The 19,921-nt window shown below is 55.9% G+C and carries 15 protein-coding genes; 12 read left to right on the top strand and 3 right to left on the bottom strand.

What is annotated here, in order from left to right:
* The first annotated feature begins 228 nt into the window (after positions 1-228).
* The 7 genes from CDO73_RS18950 (at position 229) to CDO73_RS18925 (ending at position 9,111) form a co-directional block, all read left to right on the top strand.
* Entirely contained in the window at positions 229-804 is a 576-nt protein-coding gene (locus tag CDO73_RS18950) for a hypothetical protein (protein ID WP_088490094.1), read from the top strand.
* Positions 805-978: 174 nt separating this feature from the next.
* Positions 979-1,137, top strand: coding sequence for a hypothetical protein (locus CDO73_RS26820; protein WP_179218751.1), 159 nt, complete (start codon positions 979-981; stop codon positions 1,135-1,137).
* 361 nt (positions 1,138-1,498) lie between these two features.
* On the top strand, positions 1,499-2,725 hold the full coding sequence (locus CDO73_RS18945; RefSeq protein WP_088490093.1) for an MFS transporter: 1,227 nt from the start codon (positions 1,499-1,501) through the stop codon (positions 2,723-2,725).
* Positions 2,726-2,881: 156 nt separating this feature from the next.
* Positions 2,882-4,807 carry a cellulase family glycosylhydrolase gene (locus CDO73_RS27360; protein WP_306437535.1) on the top strand — a complete coding sequence of 642 codons (1,926 nt, stop codon included), beginning with the start codon at positions 2,882-2,884 and terminating at the stop codon, positions 4,805-4,807.
* A gap of 151 nt (positions 4,808-4,958) precedes the next feature.
* On the top strand, positions 4,959-6,773 hold the full coding sequence (gene pepF / locus CDO73_RS18935; RefSeq protein ID WP_088490092.1) for an oligoendopeptidase F: 1,815 nt from the start codon (positions 4,959-4,961) through the stop codon (positions 6,771-6,773).
* A 187-nt stretch (positions 6,774-6,960) separates the two neighbouring features.
* A complete protein-coding gene (locus tag CDO73_RS18930) occupies positions 6,961-7,539 on the top strand; it encodes a TetR/AcrR family transcriptional regulator (RefSeq protein WP_256972766.1) in 579 nt (192 codons plus the stop codon).
* A 102-nt stretch (positions 7,540-7,641) separates the two neighbouring features.
* Entirely contained in the window at positions 7,642-9,111 is a 1,470-nt protein-coding gene (locus CDO73_RS18925) for a DHA2 family efflux MFS transporter permease subunit (RefSeq protein ID WP_256972770.1), read from the top strand.
* A gap of 169 nt (positions 9,112-9,280) precedes the next feature.
* Here CDO73_RS18925 and CDO73_RS18920 read toward each other — a convergent pair whose 3' ends face one another.
* From CDO73_RS18920 to CDO73_RS18910, 3 genes are all read right to left on the bottom strand, one after another.
* A complete protein-coding gene (locus CDO73_RS18920; RefSeq protein WP_088490090.1) occupies positions 9,281-9,907 on the bottom strand; it encodes a nitroreductase family protein in 627 nt (208 codons plus the stop codon).
* A gap of 227 nt (positions 9,908-10,134) precedes the next feature.
* A complete protein-coding gene (locus CDO73_RS18915) occupies positions 10,135-10,725 on the bottom strand; it encodes a YjgB family protein (protein ID WP_088490089.1) in 591 nt (196 codons plus the stop codon).
* 116 nt (positions 10,726-10,841) lie between these two features.
* Entirely contained in the window at positions 10,842-13,151 is a 2,310-nt protein-coding gene (locus CDO73_RS18910) for an AraC family transcriptional regulator (protein ID WP_256972765.1), read from the bottom strand.
* 556 nt (positions 13,152-13,707) lie between these two features.
* Here CDO73_RS18910 and CDO73_RS18905 point away from each other — a divergent pair.
* The 5 genes from CDO73_RS18905 (at position 13,708) to CDO73_RS18885 (ending at position 19,921) form a co-directional block, all read left to right on the top strand.
* Positions 13,708-14,646, top strand: coding sequence for an ABC transporter permease (locus CDO73_RS18905; RefSeq protein WP_256972769.1), 939 nt, complete (start codon positions 13,708-13,710; stop codon positions 14,644-14,646).
* A gap of 48 nt (positions 14,647-14,694) precedes the next feature.
* Positions 14,695-15,600, top strand: a complete 906-nt coding sequence (locus CDO73_RS18900) for a carbohydrate ABC transporter permease (RefSeq protein WP_088490087.1) — start codon at positions 14,695-14,697, stop codon at positions 15,598-15,600.
* 49 nt (positions 15,601-15,649) lie between these two features.
* Positions 15,650-17,266, top strand: a complete 1,617-nt coding sequence (locus CDO73_RS18895; RefSeq protein ID WP_088490086.1) for a type 2 periplasmic-binding domain-containing protein — start codon at positions 15,650-15,652, stop codon at positions 17,264-17,266.
* Between the two features lie 164 nt (positions 17,267-17,430).
* Positions 17,431-18,834 (top strand): alpha-L-fucosidase, encoded by a 1,404-nt coding sequence (locus tag CDO73_RS18890; RefSeq protein WP_088490085.1) that lies wholly within the window; start codon positions 17,431-17,433, stop codon positions 18,832-18,834.
* A 25-nt stretch (positions 18,835-18,859) separates the two neighbouring features.
* Complete coding sequence (locus CDO73_RS18885; RefSeq protein ID WP_088490084.1) at positions 18,860-19,921, top strand: carbohydrate-binding family 9-like protein; 1,062 nt, start codon at positions 18,860-18,862, stop codon at positions 19,919-19,921.

The following is a 19,921-nucleotide window of genomic DNA, read 5'->3' as shown; positions in this document are numbered from 1 at the left end:
TGCAAAATGTCGAAGTACAAGATTTTCGCCTACTCCCTTGTATCCCCTTTCAAAAAAATCAAATTTGTAAGAACTTCTTTATCGAATCGACATCCATTATTTATGACCAGGTCCTATAATGGAAACATACCAAGGAAATTCTTAAAAACAGTTTGTGCAAGCTAGCTTTCGGGTAATGAAGGTTACCGAAAACTTGCACCTAGTGACCTCTGAAAGGGGAGAACAACAATGAAAAAAACAACAATCGGTATGATCGGTACGGGGCTCCTCGCTTTTGTGATCGGATTCGGATATTTCCCGCTCTCGGGCGGCATGACTCCGGCTGCTGCGGCTCCGGCGGAACAGACGACGACGCAAAGCCCCGAGACTTCCACTGAAGCGCCGGAACAAACATATACAGTATTCATCAACTCGGTAGAGAAAGACGGTAACGGCGGACTTCAACTCGAGACCGACCGCATCGGCTGGTACACCGGAGAAGAAGCGGACAAGCTGTTCTTGAAAGATAACCCGGATGCCGAAGAAGAACTCGGCGGCGCGCCGGACGGTTATTACATCGTGAACAACGATACGACCGAAGTGAAAATGCCGGTCGCCAAATCGGCCGAAGTCCTGATGCAAATCTACGACCACACGGGCAACTACGAAGACGTTCAGATCAACTGGAACGAACCGATGAGCCTGGACAAATTCGATGCGCAATACAATAACCCGATGGGCCTGCTGGATCTGAGCGCGTTCCCTTACCATATCACGGTCAAGAACGGCGAGATCGTCAAGATCGTGCAGCAGTACATCCCTTAAACAAATACGTTTTTCGAACGAATCGGTCGAGCGAACGCTCGGCCGATTCTTTATTTGTTCAACTGATTAAACGCTTTCAAATCGGGTAATCAAAAATTAGGATTTACAGCTTATTTGATTTCTTATATAGTCAAATCGGTAAGGATTCAACCCGAGTGACTGGAGGCGTAGACAATGTCATCAAAGGTCAAAATTGCGGGATGTGCGCTGCTGGTCATTCTGTTCGAGGCGGCCGGAGTACGGTCTTTCTTGTACCCGGACTATGTGCAAGCGGTGCTGTACGCGGGCGCGGGGATCGTCTTGGCGTCTTCGGTAGTGCGCCGTAAGATCTGAAGATCGTACAAGGCGCAGTCGAAAAAGATTTACCCCCGAATGCTTTTCGTTCCCGCGAACGAGAAGCATTTTTCATATCTTTTAAAATATTTCTTTACAGGTGTCTTTACATGTGAGCGCAGAACAGATAGACTGTGAAACAGACTCGAAAGAGATCCCGGCGCGCGCGTGGGGAGAACGTCCGGTCGTTTCGTCAGGATTGCGTGCAAATTCACAAACTTTGAACGATAAAGAGCGTGAAACGGACCTTTCTTAGCGAACGAACGACTTCCTTCCATGCCAGTCTCGGGGACAGCAAGTTCCTAGAAGAACTTGATCGACCGAAGGCCGCGCCCACCAAGAGGAAATGGGGAGAAAAAGAATGGAAAACGCAAAAACGCTCAGCAAACCCAAACGGAGAAGTTTGCTGGCAAGTGTCGGAATGAGCTGGTTCTTCGACGCGATGGACGTGGCGCTGATCTCGTTCGTAGCGGCCGCGCTCGCCAAAGAATGGCTGCTCAAACCGCAGGAATTGGGCGTGCTCACGGCAATCAACTCGGTAGGCATGGCGCTCGGCGCCGCCTGCGCGGGAATTCTCGCGGACCGTTTCGGCCGCAAATCGGTACTGCTCTGGACGCTGCTGATCTTCTCGCTCGCGAGCGGATTGTCCGCCGTCGCAACCGGGTTCGTCATGCTGCTGATTCTTCGTTTTATCGGCGGTTTCGGTCTGGGCGGAGAACTGCCGGTCGCTTCGACCCTCGTATCGGAATCCGTGCCCGCCAACGAACGCGGCCGGACGGTCGTGCTGCTCGAAAGTTTCTGGGCGGGAGGATGGATCGCCGCCGCGATCATCGCGTATTTCATCATTCCGCATTTCGAATCCGGCTGGCGCATCGCGTTCGCGCTCGGCGCGCTGCCTGCTCTGTATGCGCTGTACCTGAGACGCAAGATCGACGATTCGCCGCGCTTCCTGTCGCAGAAAGGCAAGATCGCGAAAGTGTCGCTGCGCGAACGGTTCGCTCAAGTCTGGGCGCCGCAGTATCGCAAAACGACGATCATGCTGTGGATTCTCTGGTTCACGGTCGTCTTCTCCTACTACGGCATGTTCCTCTGGCTGCCGCAGGTTATGGTCTACAAAGACTACAGCTTGACCAAAAGTTTCGAATACGTGCTGATCATGACGTTGGCGCAGCTGCCGGGTTATTTCACCGCCGCTTATTTCATCGAGAAATTCGGCCGAAAGTTCGTGTTGGTCGTGTATCTGATCCTCACCGCCGCGAGCGCGATCTGGTTCGGACTTGCCGACACGACGGCGTCGCTGATCGCGGCCGGCATCTGCTTGTCGTTCTTCAATCTCGGCGCTTGGGGCGGCTTGTACGCGTACACGCCGGAGCATTATCCGACGAGCATCCGGACCACTGGAGCCGGCCTTGCCGCTTCGTTCGGCCGGATCGGCGGAATTATCGCTCCGTTCTTGGTCGGCTGGCTGATCTCGCAAGGCGTAGCGATCACCGCCATCTTCGCCATGTTCTGCGTCATGATCCTGATCGGCGCGGCCGCCGTCGCGTTCCTCGGCAAAGAGACCAAAGGCACAGAGTTGGCAGGCTGATTTTCGGATTTGCAGGAAAAATGAAGATTCGATTAGGTCCGTTCTCACTGGGAGAACGGGCCTTTTTCCATTAATATGGATATTTAGAGGGTTCCGGCGAACAGACCGGGTAATGGATAAGAGAGCCAATACGACGACATCAAAGGAGGAAAATAGATGCGATCGAAAAAATTCCGCAAAAAGGCGTTCTCGCTGTCTGCCGTTCTGCTGACGGTCTTGCTTGCCGCGTGCGCAGGCCCGGGAGGCGGCGGGATGTCCGCGCAAGCTTCGCAGGGAACCGAAAACGGCAGGGCATCGGAAACGTCGAAGTCGGCGGCGCTGCCCAAAGCGCTCGCCGCTTCTTCCGTTCGTACCGGCAAAGCCGCCGCGGCTTCTTCGTTCGTCGGCATGCACGGGCAGCTATCGATCAAGAACGGCAAACTGACGGATTCTTCGGGCAAGCCCGTCCAGCTCAAAGGCATCAGTTCGCACGGCATTCAATGGTACGGCGATTACGTCAACAAAGAAAGCATGAAGTGGCTTCGCGACGATTGGAACATGAACGTTTTCCGCGTGGCGATGTATACCGGCGAAGGCGGATACATTTCGAACCCCGATTTGAAAAAGAAAGTGAAAGAAGCGGTAGACGCGGCGATCGAATTGGGCGTATACGTGATCGTGGATTGGCATATTTTGTCCGACGGCGATCCGAATACGTACAAAACGCAGTCGAAAGCTTTTTTCAAAGAGATGGCGCAGACGTACGGCGATACGCCGAACGTCATCTACGAGATCGCCAACGAGCCGAACGGAAACGTGAATTGGAACAACCAGATCAAACCGTACGCCAAAGAAGTGATCGCCGCCATCCGGGCGGAAGATCCGGACAACCCGATCATCGTCGGTACCGGCACATGGAGCCAAGACGTGCAGGATGCCGCCGCTTCCCCGCTGGATGATCCGAACGTGCTGTATGCGGTGCATTTCTATGCCGGCACGCACGGAGCTTGGCTGCGCGAGCGGATCGACGCCGCTTCCGCGAAAGGGTTGGCCGTATTCGTCAGCGAATGGGGAACCAGCGACGCTTCGGGCAACGGGGGGCCTTATCTGACGCCTTCCCGGGAATGGACCGATTTCCTCGATAAACGGGGCATCAGTTGGGTCAATTGGTCGCTCGCCGACAAGCAGGAAGCTTCCGCCGCTTTGCGTCCGGGAGCGAGCAAGAACGGAGGGTGGACGGCAAGCGAATTGAGCGAGTCCGGCAAATTCGTGCGCGAGCGCATGAGAGCCGGTACTTCGGGTTCGGGCGGCGCGACGTCTCCGTCGACCGTACCGGGGCAGGTGCAAGGACTGACGGCGAAAGCGGGCAGCGCAAAGGTCGATCTGCAATGGACCGCCGTATCCGGCGCGGACAGCTATACGGTAAAAAGAGCGCTCGGCGGCGGAACCTACAGCGTGCTTAAGCAGGGCGTCAAACAAGCGGCGTTTACCGATTCGACGGCGGAGAACGGAAAAAGTTATCGATACAAAGTCGCCGCGGCGAACGCCAAAGGCGCAGGTCCGGATTCGAAGGAAGTCGCGGCCAACCCTGCGGCCTCGGGCGGAGGGACGTCGGGCAGCCCGGGAACCCCGCCTTCTGGCGGATCGGGCGATCTGACGCTGCTGTACCGGATTCTCGACGATAACCCTTCGGATAACGCGCTGCGGCCTGTTTTCAATATTCGAAACGAAGGAAGTTCGCCGCTCGATCTCAACAACGTCGCGATTCGCTACTATTACACGAACGAAGGCGGCGTCGCCCAGAATTACTTCTGCGATTGGGCGCAGATCGGCGCTTCGAACGTCAAGGCGACCTTCGGCCGAACGCCGGGCGCTCCCGAAGGCGCTGCGGATTACGTGGAGATCCGCTTTTCCGGAGGCACCGTTCCGGCAGGCGGAGAAAGCGGAGAGATTCAATCCCGCATTCATAAAAGCGATTGGAGCCCTTACGAAGAAAGCGGCGATTATTCGTATCGGGCCGGCCAACTGCAATTCGGCAAAACGGACCGTTCGGTCTTGTACGTCGGCGGGAAGCGGGTCTCCGGCAGCGAGCCGCAAAGCTGACGGAACATGGCATTTTGCAACGTTTCGGCGGGAACGGTAGAATAAAAAGCGGAGCCCCGCGAAAAAGGGGGGTTGAAATCGGCGCGGAATCGGGCGAGTTTGCGTTTCTTCGCCGCGACCCGCGCTTTATTCGAGGATGGGAGTGTAGCAAATGAGCGAGAAAGCGTTGATGCGTTCGGAGGTTCCCGAGTCTTCGACTTGGAATCTGGAGCATCTGTTTTTGTCCGAAGAAGAATGGAACCGAGAATTGGAGCTTGTCGCCGCGAGCGCGGAAGAAGTCACGCGGTTCCGAGGACGATTGGGCGAGAGCGCCGCGACCCTGCTCGACTGCCTGAACGCGCGGGAGGCCGTGAGCGAGCGGGCGACGAAGGTAGGCGCTTATGCCCACCTGCGCCAGACCGAAGATAGCACGAACCCGGACAATCAGGCGCGCGCGGCTCGTTCGGGCGATGCCATGACTCGATTGTTCGCCCAGTTCACGTTTATCGATTCGGAGATCCTTGCGCTCGAAGACGGCACGATCGAACGCTATCTGCAAGAAGAACCGGGGCTTGCGGACTTCGAGCGCAGTCTGAAGCGTCTGCTCGCGCAGAAACCGCATCGTTTGTCGCCGGAGACCGAGCAGCTGCTGGCTTCCATGTCCGAAGTGCGCGGCGCGCCTTACCGCACTTATCTGCGCGGCAAACTGGCCGACATGACGTTCGAAAGCGTAGAAGTCGAAGGCCGCCGTTATCCGGTGTCGTTCGCTTCCTTCGAAACCGATTACGAGATGAGCGCGAACACCGAACTGCGCCGCAGCTCGTTCGCTTCGTTCAGCAAAGGACTGTACGCTTATCGCAACACGTTTGCCGAGACGTACGCGACGGAAGTGAAGCAGCAGGTCGTGCTCTCCCGCCTGCGCGGTTACGATTCGGTCACGCAGATGCTGCTGGAGCCGCAGCAGGTGACGGAAGAGATGTACGGGGCGATTCTGGATACCATCCAAGAAGAGTTGGCTCCGCATATGCGCCGGTATGCCGAATTGAAGAAAAAGATCTTGGGCCTCGACAAGATGTATTTCTGCGATCTCAAAGCGCCTCTCGATCCGGATTACAGTCCTTCGATTTCGTACGAAGAAGCCTGCAAAACGGTGCAAAGCGCGCTCGGCGTGCTGGGCGAAGAATACGGCGAGATCGTCGAAGCGGCGTTTACGCAACGTTGGGTCGATCACGGCACCAATATCGGCAAATCGACGGGAGCGTTCTGTTCGTCGATCTACGGCGTGCATTCGTACATCCTGATGTCGTGGTCCGACAATATGCGCGGCGCGTTCACGTTGGCGCACGAAGTGGGACATGCCGGCCATCTGATGCTCGCGGCGCGCAACCAGCGGATGATCAATGCCCGGCCTTCGCTGTATTTCATCGAAGCGCCGTCTACGATGAACGAACTGCTGCTGGCCGAACATCTGCGATCCGGTTCCGACGACAAACGCCTGCGCCGCTGGGTGATCATGCAGCTGCTCAACACCTATTACCATAATTTCGTGACGCATCTGCTGGAAGGCGAACTTCAGCGCCGCGTGTATGCGCGCGCGATGAACGATCAGCCGCTGACGGCCAAAGTTTTGAGCGATCTCAAAGGCGACGTGATCTCCGGCTTCTGGGGCGACGCGCTCGAAATGACCGAAGACGCCAAGCTGACTTGGATGAGACAGCCGCATTATTACATGGGACTGTATCCGTATACGTATTCGGCGGGGCTTACGCTGTCCACGGCGATGATGCAGATCATTCGCGAAGAAGGACAACCCGCGATCGACCGTTGGCTGGAGACGCTCAAAGCGGGCGGTTCCAAGACGCCTCTGGAATTGGCCAAGATGGCCGGCGTCGATATGTCCGATCCGGCGACGATCCGCAGCGCGGTGAGTTACGTAGGGTCGTTGATCGACGATCTGCATGAATTGTTCGAAGAAGAAGCGCAGTAAGAGAGTTCGATCCGGCCGCCGAGCCGAGTCGATTGCGGCGGACAAAGCTTGAAAACAAGCTTTGTCCGTTTTTTTATGCAAATCCTGACTTACGTAAAATTTCTGAAAAGGCATTGACTTCGTTTAAAACTTTTGTTTTATTTATATAGACCGATTGTTATAATTCGTGGGGTGAAAAATATTGTCCATGAAAAAAAATACCCGGGAGAACATTCTCGATACGGCAGGACGGCTCTTTTTTACGCAGGGCTATCATGCCACCGGGCTTAACCAGATCATCAAAGAAAGCGAAGCGCCGAAAGGTTCCTTGTATTATTACTTTCAAGGAGGCAAAGAAGAATTGGCGCTCGAATGCATCCGGCGAATCGGCAAAGACGTCGCGGATATGTTCTGGAACAAACTCAGCGGAGAAGGCCCGGTAAGCGAAGTGCTGCCGAAGATGATGCTCGAATTGGCGGAAGAGATGAAGCAGCAGAACTTCAAGAACTTCATGCCGTTCAGTTTCTGGGCCGCGGCCGAAACGTCCTGCATCAGCAACCCTCTGCGTCAAGCCTGCACCGACGTCTTCCGCAGTTGGCAGCAGGTGTTGGCCGACAAAATGGTATTGGACGGGGTCCCGCGCCAAGAAGCGGACTCGCTCAGCCTTCTGCTGATCACGATGATGGAAGGCACGCTGATCGTGGCGACCACCACCGAAGACGTCGCGCCGCTGCTCACCGCCGCCGACTATGTCCCGAGATTGATCAATTCGCATACCCGAGCGTAACCGTCTACAGCGGGAACCGGGAAGCGTTGATATAAATACACAGAGTTCCATAGGAGGGACATACGAGTGGAAGCATCCGCACAAAGTCACGCAAATCCGGGAGTGGCCGGCAAAAACATAAAGGTCATCCCGATCCTCACGGCGCTGCTGCTCAGCGCCTTCATCGGCATGTTCAGCGAAACGGCGCTCAACGTCGCCCTGACGCAGCTGATGCAGGATCTCTCCGTTACGCCGGCGACCATTCAATGGCTGACGACCGGTTATCTGCTCGTGCTCGGCATTCTGGTTCCGGTATCGGGCCTGCTGCTGCAGCGATTCACGACGCGTCAATTATTCACGACCGCGCTCAGCTTCCTGATCGCCGGCACGCTGATCGCGGCGCTGGCATCGGTGTTCGAAGTGCTGCTGATCGGACGGGTCGTTCAAGCCGTCGGCACGGCGCTGTTGATTCCGCTGCTGTTCAACACGATTCTGGTCGTCATTCCGCCGGAACGACGCGGAGCGGCGATGGGTCTGATCGGCCTGATCATCATGAGCGCGCCGGCCGTCGGACCGACGATCTCGGGTCTGATCGTGCAGAATCTGACTTGGAACTGGATCTTCTGGATCAGCCTGCCGTTCTTGGTGTTCGCGCTGCTCTTCGGTCTGGTCTATATGCAGAATATTTCGGAAACGACGCGTCCCAAATTCGATATCTTTTCGATCCTGCTGTCCACGATCGGCTTCGGCGGTATCGTGTTCGGTTTCAGCAGCGCCGGAGAAGGCGCGGGCGAAGCGGGCGGCGGCTGGGAAAGCCCTCGCGTCATTATCGCGATCGCGGTCGGCGTCGTAGCATTGATCTTGTTCAGCTGGCGGCAGCTCAAGATGGAGAAACCGATCATCAACCTTCGGGTGTTCAAATTCCCGATGTTTACGCTCGGCCTGCTGATGGTCTTTATCTCCATGATGATCATCTTGTCTTCGATGCTGCTTATGCCGATGTACTTGCAGCGCGGCCTGCTGCTCACGACTTTCGCCACCGGCTTGATCATGCTGCCGGGGGGAGTGGTCAACGGCGCGATGTCGCTGGTCACCGGTCGACTGTTCGACAAGTACGGTCCGAAATGGCTCGTGATCTTCGGCCTGATCATCGCGGCGGTTACGCTGTGGTTCTTCTCGGGCATCACGACGGCTTCGGCGGTCTGGTTCATCATCCTGCTGCACAGCTTCCTGATGATCGGCATCTCGATGGTCATGATGCCGGCGCAGACGAACGGACTCAACCAGCTGCCGCCGGAATATTATCCGGACGGCACGGCGATCATGAACACGCTTCAGCAGGTAGCCGGCGCGATCGGCACGGCTTTGGCGGTCAGCTTGCTGACGACCCGTCAAGCGGCGTACATGAAAGCCAACCCGGGCGATATCGCGAATCCCGATTACGTGTCCCACGCGATGGCGGTGGGCGTAAGCGGAGCGTTCAAGATGGCTGCCGGAATGGCCGTCGTCGGCTTGATCGTCGCTTTGTTCATCAAACGCGTCGACGTTCGCCGCGGCAAAAAAGAAGCGCAGGCGGAGAAGCTGCCGCATTGATCGTGCGTGGACTTAGAGGTTGTTGAGAAGTGAAGACTTCCAACCAAGCCTTTGCATACGAAACAGTAAAGCCGTGCCTTCGGAACGAAAAATTCCGACGGGCACGGCTTTTTTATGCGGAGATGAAAATAAAGGATCGTCGAGCGGCTGCTTAATCAGACAATCGGATTCAGAACCGGTTGAACGTGACGAATTCGGATACCGGTTTGCGGTAACCGCGCGGACGCGATCGATCGGAATCTTCTTTGCCGATCGTGATCAGCATGACCGGGTGCATATGGTCTGGCGCGCCGACGGCTTCTCTGACGGCCTGCGGATCGAAGCCGATCATCGGGCACGTATCCCAGCCTTTGTCTTTGGCGAGCAGCATGAACATCATGGCCGACAAGCTGGCGTTGCGGACGGCTTCTTCGCGTTGGAAGTCTTCGCCGCGCATCTGGTAAAATTCGGTGACGTCGCGGACGGTCGTATCGTATTGCAGTCGATCGATGATGCCCAGCGACAAGAAACCTTCGTTCATCTCGGCGATATGCGTATACGCTTCTTTGTCGCCGAAGACGGCGATGACGGCGGAAGACAGTTTAATCTTGTATTGGCCGCCGGAAGCTTGATAGATCTTTTCTTTGACGTCTTCGTCGGTCACCGGAACGTAGTGGGCATGCTGTAAATTGAACGCCGAAGGAGCGAGTTTGACCAATTCGAAGATCTCCTTCAATTCCTGCTCGGAAATCGGCGTATCGGGTACGAATTTGATAGCGGAATGGCGATTGCGAACGAGCGTAGTCAGATCTTGCATGGTGGACACCTACATTTCTATGGATTTGGCGATTCGGAAGCCGGGGAGAATCTATTAAATGAAATAGGGTCAAGATATTAGGTTGCTATGTATCTTTAGGATAACTGCTGTTAAAAAGTAAGTCAATGAGTTTGTAGAAATTTTACAAACTCGAAAAAGCCGCCCGGGTTGGAGGGCGGCTTCTTCGCATAGATTCAAAACCAAATCGCAAACATCCAAGACCGAAATTAAGCTTTCACCAGATTAATATGCGATAATTCGGTCGGGGTATCGAAGAGAAACTCCAAATTATAATCGCCGCGTTTATACACGACTTTGATTTGTTTGGCGTTTCCGACTTTGATCGTGTTGGAGGAAGTCGGTTTAAACCAATTCTTCCACAGCATGCTGGCCGTCATTCCGCCGATATTGGTCTGGCGTTCGACGTTGGTCCCGAAATAACGGATTTCTTTCAGGACGCCGGCAGAGTCGTAAGACATGGAATAACCGGGATTGCCCATATCGGCGGTGTAGCTGTCGAATCCGGTTACGGAAGTCCGGGAGACGCTGGGCGCGCCGAAGCGCTTGATCACTTCGGTACGTTTTGTCTTGCCGACTACGAACTCGGAAGCATTGCCCGGGAAAGAGCCTTTCAAGGCCGGTTTATAGAATTCGTTAAGTTTCTCTAATGCCATGGCGCTGTCCGAAGAAGTCGGCGCTTGAGCGGCCGACGCGGAAGGCAGCGGCAGTTGGGTAACGGCTCCCAGAGAACCGATTGCGACCACGCTTGCGGCGGACAAAGCCAGCAGCGTTTTGCGCACGCGAACGGATGATTTCATGATGATCTCCTCCTTACAAGCGACTGCTTGATTTTCACTATTGAATTCACTATGTTGCTTATTACATATTACCTGATTCGGAGGAGTTGAAACAAGTTTGGCGTTCGGGCCCGAGGTCAAGCCTGTTCTTTCATCGAGCCTGCGGGATCCGTGAACAGTTTGCGGTACTGGCCCGGCGTATGGCCGGTTTCTTTTTTGAATTTGCGGATAAAGTTCGGCGTATCCTGATAACCGACGCGCTGAATGATCTCTTTCAGCGGTTCGTCGGTCGTCGTCAATTCCACGATCGCGGCCGCCATTCTTTTTTGCCAGATGTATTGGACGAAATTCACGCCGACTTTCTCTTTGAACGAACGGCTGAAATACGACATGGAGATCGAATAGTTATGCGAGATCGTCTCCAAGCTCAGCGAATGGTCCGCGTAGTGCTCGTCGATATAAGCAACGATCGTGTCCATTAATGTATGCGCTTCCGTCTCTTCTTTCTGCTCGACCTGCTCGCAGATCCGATTCGCAAGACGCAGGAAGCCTTGTTCCAATTCGTCCGGCGAAGAGAACGTTTCGAGCGAAGGGATGCAGCCCTGCAAGTTATCTACGCCCGCTTCGCTTGCGGTCTTCAGAATCGTATTCAGAATATCGAACCCGATGCAGCGCATATAGACGGCGGAGAGGGCAGGTGCGCGAAGCGTATCGACGGCTTCGCCGATCGAACGCGCGGCCACGTCGGCGCTTCCCTGCTTCAAGCTCTGAGACAGCTTGAGCAGGACGGTCTTGGATACCCAGCAGGCTTCGCCGGCGTCGGCGGTCAGATCGCTGAAATAAGCCAAGTTTATGCCTACGCCGCGCGTTCTCGATTCGAAAGCGGAGCAGGCTTCGATAAACGATTGATTCAATCGTTTCGTGCCGCTTCCGCAGGTTCCGATACCGATCGCCGCGTTCAAGCGGCCGATGCCTTGAAGATGATCGTAGACGGCGCTCGCGATCCGGGCGATCTGGGACGCTTCGTCGGTTTCGTCCAAAGGGTCGAAACCGACGATGACCGCGATCTGATCGGGTTTGGTCAGCTCGACGCCGTGCAGCCGCGCGCCCAGTTCCGGATATTCCGCTTCGGCCAGCATCGTCAGCATGAGCTGCCAGTCTTTCGCGTCTTCCGCCGCCGCTTCCGGCCGGTCTCTGCCGATCAGCATGGCGAAGTAACGCGAACGATCGAAGCGCAGTCCGAACGATTCCGGCAGTCCGGCCGCTTGCTCCGAATCGCCGCCGTGGCGCAGCAGCGTCAGCAGGAAATGATTGCGCGCGTAAGGTTCATGCAGATCGGCCCGCGCGCTGAACGCTTGCAGCGCGGAGCGGATTCGATCCAGCTCGTTGCCGCCGGCCGCTTCCTCGCGGACATCGTCCGATTCGTTCGAGAGGGCGGACACAGGCTTCGAACCGGCAAATTCGGACAATTGGAAGATCGGGCCGTACTGCCGGCGCGCGAGCATCCAAGCTCCCAGAGCGCCGAAGATCACCACGATCGAGAACAGAACGGCGATAAAGGTCCGAATATGCAGCACGCTGCTGAAGAATTGCGAACTCGGCATCAACGTCACGTATTCCCAGCCGTTCAGCTCCGACTTGACCGATACGACCGAATGCGGAACTCCGCCGATCTTCACGCTGTGCGTGCCGGTAGACAAGGAAACGAGAGAAGCGAGCGATTCCGCGTTCAAGCCTTCGCCTTGATTGTTTTTGACGGCGAGCACTTGGCCTTCCGCATCGAAAATGTAAGACGATCCTTCGTAACCGCCGAGAATCGAGTCGATCAGATTGGTCAGACTGGATTCTTTGACGAAATACATCAACGTGCCGTGCGGATTCGGGCTGTTCGGCACGATCGGCACCAGATAGACGAGCGTGGATTGTTCGAAGCCGGCTCCCCGTCCGACCAAGTCGGCCGGACGCATCGTCGTGTATCGCACCTCGTTCAGGTCGCGGTCCACCGCATCGGAATTCCAATTCCGGAAGCGGTATTTGTCCGCGAAGACGTCCAGATCGTACATGCCGACGCTCGAATAGATGCGCGGATCGCCGCGGAAATACAGGAACATCTCGTCGATGATCGGACTTGCGGCTTTGTAATTGCCCAGAGCGCTGATCGCCTCCGAGCTGTAATAAGCGTCATGCACGCGATAACGGCTTAATCTCGGATCGTAGGCCGCGCGCGAAGCGATATCGTTCATCTGTTGAAGATGCGTATCGACGATCGTTTCGGCTTGCTTCAATTGATTCAGATGCGATTGTTCGATCTGCGCGCGCAGATTGGAAGCCGTATTGTGATAGAGCACGAAGGTCAGGCAGACGAGCGGAACAACCAGAACGAACAGATAAGACGAAATGTATTTGAGGAAAAGCTTCGACTTGAAGTAGCTGGGTTTGACCTTCACGCTCATTCTCCTCTCGCGATCTGATGGTGAAAAACGATGAGTGTCCCGATGCCTCAAGTGTACGCAAGCGGCGGATTGTCAGACAATATGTAGAATTTGACCGGCCGTCTTCGCGCATATTGGCGCTGTCTTCGGTCTTTGGATATGTGGTTTTTTACTTTTTCTTCGGAATCGGGAGCTTCGATCTTTCTCCGATGTTTCTCCGCAATGTGAAATTCGGTTTGGTTTTTCATGAAAAAACCATAGAATCTGTAATGTATTCTAACATATTTAGGCGACAAAAAGAGAGTGCAAAATTCGGACATGACCAAAACCACATATTTACGATCCCCGAACCGTTCTGTAAACTCGCTGTAAACCCGATTCCAAGAAAGCCGGAATCAAGCCAATGGAAATGCTTACAAGAAAAACGAACAGCCTTGTATTCCGCTTTGAAAGAACGGAATTGATCCTGCAGGCTGTTTGAAAGAAGGAAGGGAAGCGGGGGAGGGTCACTGTTAGATAACATTACAACAAGGGAGTGAGGACCATGATGCACGAAGGCGCGAAAGCAGTGATGAACCCGCCGGATGCTCCGACCAAACGGAAGAGCAAAAAGCTGTTCAAGAAAATCGTGCGAAATTGGCAGCTCTACATCTTTATGGCGCCGGCGCTGCTGACCGTCATTATCTTCAACTACGTTCCGATGTACGGCATCCAGATCGCGTTCAAGAATTATGTGCCCGCTCTGGGCATGGCCGCCAGCAAATGGGTCGGATTCGATCATTTCACCCGGTTCTTCGAATCGTATTATTTCTGGGATCTGATCTGGAACACGCTGAGCATCAGTCTCTACGGTCTGATCGTCGGGTTTCCGCTGCCGATTCTGCTGGCGCTGGCGTTCAACGAGATTCGGAACGGCCCGTTCAAGAAAACCGTCCAGACCGTCACTTACGCGCCGCACTTCATCTCGATGGTCGTCATGGCCGGCATGATCATCACGTTCTTGACGCCGTCCAGCGGAATGATCGTCAATCTGCTCGAACTGATCGGCATCACGCCGCCGAGCTTCTTGACCGATCCCCGCTGGTTCAAGACCGTGTATGTCCTCTCGGACGTCTGGCAGGCGACCGGTTGGGGAACGATCATCTATCTGGCCGCGCTGACCGCCGTCGATCCGGGTCTGCACGAAGCGGCGATTCTGGACGGAGCTTCGCGGATGCAGCGCATTCGGCATATCAACTTCCCGGTGATCGTGCCTACCATTACCATTCTGCTTATTCTGAACATGGGCGGACTGCTGGGCGTAGGCTACGAGAAAATCCTGCTGCTGCAAAATCCGCTCAACATGGAATCGTCCGACGTCATCGCGACCTCCGTTTATCGGACCGGCCTGCTGGAAGCGCAGTACAGTTATTCGACCGCGGTCGGCTTGTTCAACTCGGTGGTAAACGCGGTTCTGCTGATCGTCGTCAATCAGGTCGTGCGGAAGACGAGCGAGAACAGCCTATGGTAAGTCTCTCGTTCGATCGGTTCGACCGTCAACGGAAAGGAGCGAGGCAGCATGGTTAGCTCGATCAAAGAAACGAAACAAGACAAGATTTTTCTGGCCTTCGTGTATCTGATCCTCACGGTCGCGCTCGTGATCGTGGCGTATCCGCTCATCTATATTCTCAGCGCATCGATCAGCAATCCGACGCTCGTGGCGGCGGGCGAGATGTGGCTGCTGCCCAAAGACGTGACTTTCGAAGGGTATCGCCGGGTCTTTCAAGACTCCAGCATCTGGAACGGTTATCTGAACACGATCATCTATACCGTCGTCGGCACGTTGGTCAATCTGATCGTGACGCTGCCCGCCGCTTACGCGCTCAGCCGCCGCGATTTCGTGGGACGCAATCTGTTCATGATCTTGTTCCTCGTGACCATGTTCTTCGGCGGCGGTCTCGTTCCGACGTATCTGGTCGTTCGCAGCCTCGGACTGGTCGATACGATGTGGGCGTTGATTCTGCCGGGGGCGACTTCGGTCTGGAACCTTATCGTATGCCGGACGTTTTTCCAATCTTCGATTCCGAAAGAACTTCAGGAAGCGGCGGAAATCGACGGCTGCAGCAACTTCCGTCTCTATTTCCGGATCATCCTGCCGCTCTCCACGGCGCTGATCGCCGTCATGGCTTTGTTCTTCGGCGTCGGCCATTGGAACAATTACTTCTCCGCGATGATCTATCTGAACCATCAGGAAAAATATCCGCTGCAGCTGGTGCTGCGCCAGATTCTCGTCCTGCAGCAGATGTCGGCGGAATCCGGCACGATCGGCGCTTCGATGGCGACTTCGCTCAACAGCAAAGCCGAAGTCGCGGCGCTCGTCAAATACGCGGTCATCATCGTGGCGACGCTGCCGATCATCGCGGTCTATCCGTTCCTTCAGCGTTATTTCGTGCAAGGTGTCATGATCGGTTCCGTCAAGGGCTGATCTTGTCATAGAAAAGCTTGTCCATCAGAAAAAAGGGGAGGATTTAGGGATGAAAATGAGTCGTAAAAAGGGCGCTGCGGCGCTCTCGGGACTTCTGCTCTTGTCCATGTTGGCTTCCGCCTGCCAGTCCGGCGGAGACGCGAAGACTTCGGAGAAAGGGGCGGAAAGCGCCGCTTCGACCGTAAGCAAAGACGGATTCCCGATCGTCGACAAGCCGATCACGCTGAGCGTATTCGCGCCGAGCGCCGATATGGCGCCGTGGGATACGATGCCGGTCGTGCAGGAAATGGAGAAGCTCTCCAACATCAAGCTTGAGTTCCAGACCGCGCCGATCGACAGTTTCCCGACCAAGAAGAATCTCGTATTCGCGAGCGGCGAACTGCCGGATATCTTCTACGCGGCGGACCTCACCCCGGCCGAACAGGTCAGCTACGGCACGCAAGGCCAATTGAAACCGCTCGAAGACCTGATCGACAATTATGCGCCGAATCTCAAGAAAATCCTCGACGAGAACCCGAACGTGCGCAAATCGATCACGACGACGGACGGACATATCTACGCGCTGCCATTTATCGATACGACGGCGGTCTGGTACCGCGGCCCGATGTGGTATAACGGCGAATTCTTGGAAAAGTTGGGCGCGCAGGAGCCGAAAACGACCGACGAATTGTACACGTACCTCAAACGCGTGAAGACCGAAGATCCGAACGGCAACGGACAAGCCGACGAGATTCCGCTGACTTCGGTCAAGCTGAACGATCTGCGGATGTATTTCCTCGGTTTCTGGGGCATCTATAACGAAGTGTATTACGCGGACAAAGACGGCAAAGTCCATTACACGCCGCAAGAAGAAGGTTACAAAGGCTATCTGACGTTCCTCAACAAACTGTGGAACGAAGATCTGCTGGATCACGAGACGTTCTCGCAAACGGACGAACAGAAAAAAGCCAAAGGCGCGAAAAACCAACTGGCGCTGTTCAGCGATTACTATCCGTACTTCACGCTGGGCGGCACGGAAGAAACGATGCAGGACCCTATGATGACGCCGGTCAGCAGCGAGATCGCGGGCACGCCGGTCTACGGCAAACATCCGGGCATGTCGGCCAACGGCACGTTCGCGATCTCCGCGACGAACAAATATCCGGAAGCCAGCATGCGCTGGATCGATTATCAGTACGGCTACGAAGGCGCGACGCTCTGGACGCAAGGTCCCAAAGGCAAGATGTGGGATTACGTAGACGAAGCGAAACACGAGAAAAAATTCCTTGACGTGCCGGGCGGCGGCGACCGCGAAGAATTCCGCGCGACGCTCACGCCGAACTACGGCATCGTGACGCCGGGCGTCAATATTCCGGATCTGACCAACGGCCTGCGCAGCGGCGTGGAAGATTGGGTCGTGAAGCAGAACGAAGAAAAATTGGTGCCCATCGCCAAAGTTCCGTTCCCGAACGTGTATCTGACGAACGACGCGCAGAGCGAAGTGTCCGCGCTGCTGTCGGATCTCAATACGTACGTCGAGCAGATGGAAGCGAAATTCGTCACCGGTCAAGAACCGCTGAGCAACTGGGACAGCTACGTGGCGCAGCTCAAGAAGATGGGCAGCGACCGGATCGTGGAGATCTATCAAGAGGCGTACGACCAGTGGAACAGCGAGAACGCGAAATAAGCGAAACTCGAACAACGGATAAAAAAGACCGATGACCGTTCGGCCGCAGAAGGCTTCGTACCTGAACCGGGTACGAAGCCTTCGTTCGAACGCTGCCCGTTTTTCGGAGCGAGGCGGCGCGATCGGACGAGAGAAACGGCGGATCGACGGAGAAGGAGGCAGCAATGACGGAAGCGAATACCGCGGAAGAAGCGCAAGCACAAGAAACGGCCGTTCACGAAGGCGTACACAATTACAGCAGCGAAGACGAATGGGTCAAGCCGGACGATCCGCTGCTGCTCGAACGTCTGGAATGGTTCAAAGACCAAAAGCTCGGCTTGATGATGCACTGGGGACCCTACTCGCAGCTCGGCATGGTGGAATCTTGGGCGCTGAGCGACGGAGATGCCGATTGGGCGCGGGACTGCATCGATTGGGGCGTGGAAGGCGAAGAACTCAAGCGGGAGTATTTCGACTTGAACAAGACGTTCAATCCGATCCGTTTCCAACCGGAATTGTGGGCGGATCTGGCTGCCGAAGGCGGATTCAAGTACCTGACGTTCACGACCAAACACCATGACGGCTTCTGCATGTGGGATACGCATACGACGGATTACCGGATCACGGGCTCCGACACGCCGTTTCATCGGCACAAATACGCGGACATCTGCCGCCATCTGTTCGACGCGTTCCGTTCGCGGGGCTTAGCGATCTCGGCGTATTTCTCCAAAGCGGATTGGCACACGCCGGACTATTGGGCGCCGGGCATGGAGCGGGGCGAGAAGATGTGGCGCGGCCCTTCTTACGATCCGAAAGAGTACCCGTGGCTGTGGGAAAAGTTCGTGAATTTCACGCAGGAGCAGATGACGGAGCTGCTGACGAAATACGGCCGGATCGATATGCTCTGGCTGGATGCGGGCTGGGTCAACGCGGAGCGCGGACAAGATATCCGGCTCGGCGAATTCGTCGACAAGATTCGGCGCGAACATCAGCCGTGGCTGCTGTCGGCTGATCGAACGGTAGGAGGGCCTTACGAGAACGTGATCACGCCCGAACAGACGCTGCCGGAACGGCCTCTGAACGTGCCGTGGGAGAGCTGCATCACGATGGGCACTTCGTTTTCTTTCAATTACGAAGACAAGTACAAGAGCGTCCGCGAGCTGGTGCATCTGCTGGTCGAGATCGTGGCCAAAGGCGGCAATCTGGCGCTTAACGTCGGCCCGCAGCCGGACGGCCGTCTGCCGAGAGCGGCGATCGAACGCATGAAAGGTCTCGGAGCTTGGCTGAAAATCAACGGCGACGCGATCTACGGCACGCGGGTCTGCGCGCCTTACGCGTCGGAAGATCGGAAGTTCAGATTCACGCGCAAAGGCGACGTCGTGTACGCGATTCGTTTGTATGCGGAAGGCGAAACCGTCGAACGCGAACTTGCGCTGGCGCTGCCGGAAGGTTCGTTCGAGACGGCCGAATTGTTGGGCGGCGAAGGTCCGCTTCCGCTGCGGCGCACGGAGTCGGGCATCACCTTGACGCTGCCGGACTCGGTTCGCGCCGGAGAGACGCCGATCGCGCTGTGCGTGCGTCTGAGCTGAACGCGGGAAGAACAGGAGGAGAAACATGAATTTGAGCGGAGTGCCGGAACCGGCAATCGCTTTTGCGCCGCGTTCTTATGGATGCAAACGCGCCTCGGGCAGCTTGGAATTGGACGGCCGGTTGGATAAGCCGTTCTGGGCCAACGCGCCGTGGACGGAAGAGTTTGTCGATATCGAAGGCGACTCGAAGCCTCTTCCTCATAAACGCACGCGCGTGAAAATGCTGTGGGACGACGACTATTTCTATTTGGGCGCGCTGCTCGAAGAAGACGAGATCTGGGCGACGCTGACGGAGCGGGAATCGGTTATTTTTCACGATAACGACTTCGAGATCTTTATCGATCCCGACGGGGATACCCATCAATATTACGAATTCGAGATCAATGCGCTCAACACGGTCTGGGATCTGCTGCTGGTCACGCCGTACCGGGACGGCGGTCCGCCGATCAACGGTTGGGATATCCGCGGGCTCAAGACGGCGGTGCATATCGACGGCACGCTGAACGACCCCGATGCGGATAATCGGAGCTGGAGCGTGGAAGTCGCGATGCCGTGGAACATTCTGCGGGAATGCGCGGAAGGACAGCGTCCGCCGCGGGTCGGCGATGCTTGGCGGGTGAATTTCTCGCGCGTGCAGTGGCAGGTCGACAAAGAAGACGGAACGTACCGCAAAAAGCTCGATCCTTCGACAGGCCGGCCTTATCCGGAAGACAATTGGGTCTGGTCGCCGCAGGGCGTGATCAATATGCATTATCCGGAAATGTGGGGATTCGTCCGGTTCGCCGGCGAAGAAGGTTCCGAAGCGGACGAAACGCTCGCGATTCCCGCGGACGAATCGGTCAAATGGAAACTGCGGCAGTTATACTATCGGCAGCGGAATCTCTACGCGCGTACAGGATCGTTCGCAAGCAGCTTGAACGCGCTGTTGGAAGAAGGTGCGGCAGACGAGGCGTTGGCGGCATGGAGCGATTCGGATGCCGGACCGACGATCGAAACGACGCGGAATTCGTTTCGGATCAGCGCGCGGGCGGCAGACGGAGAAGGGCGGTATTGGATTCGCGAAGACGGCAAACTGTGGAAGGAGTGA

Source organism: Saccharibacillus sp. O23 (assembly GCF_002205895.1).
GTDB lineage: Bacteria > Bacillota > Bacilli > Paenibacillales > Paenibacillaceae > Saccharibacillus.
This window is presented reverse-complemented; position numbering and strand designations above follow the sequence as displayed.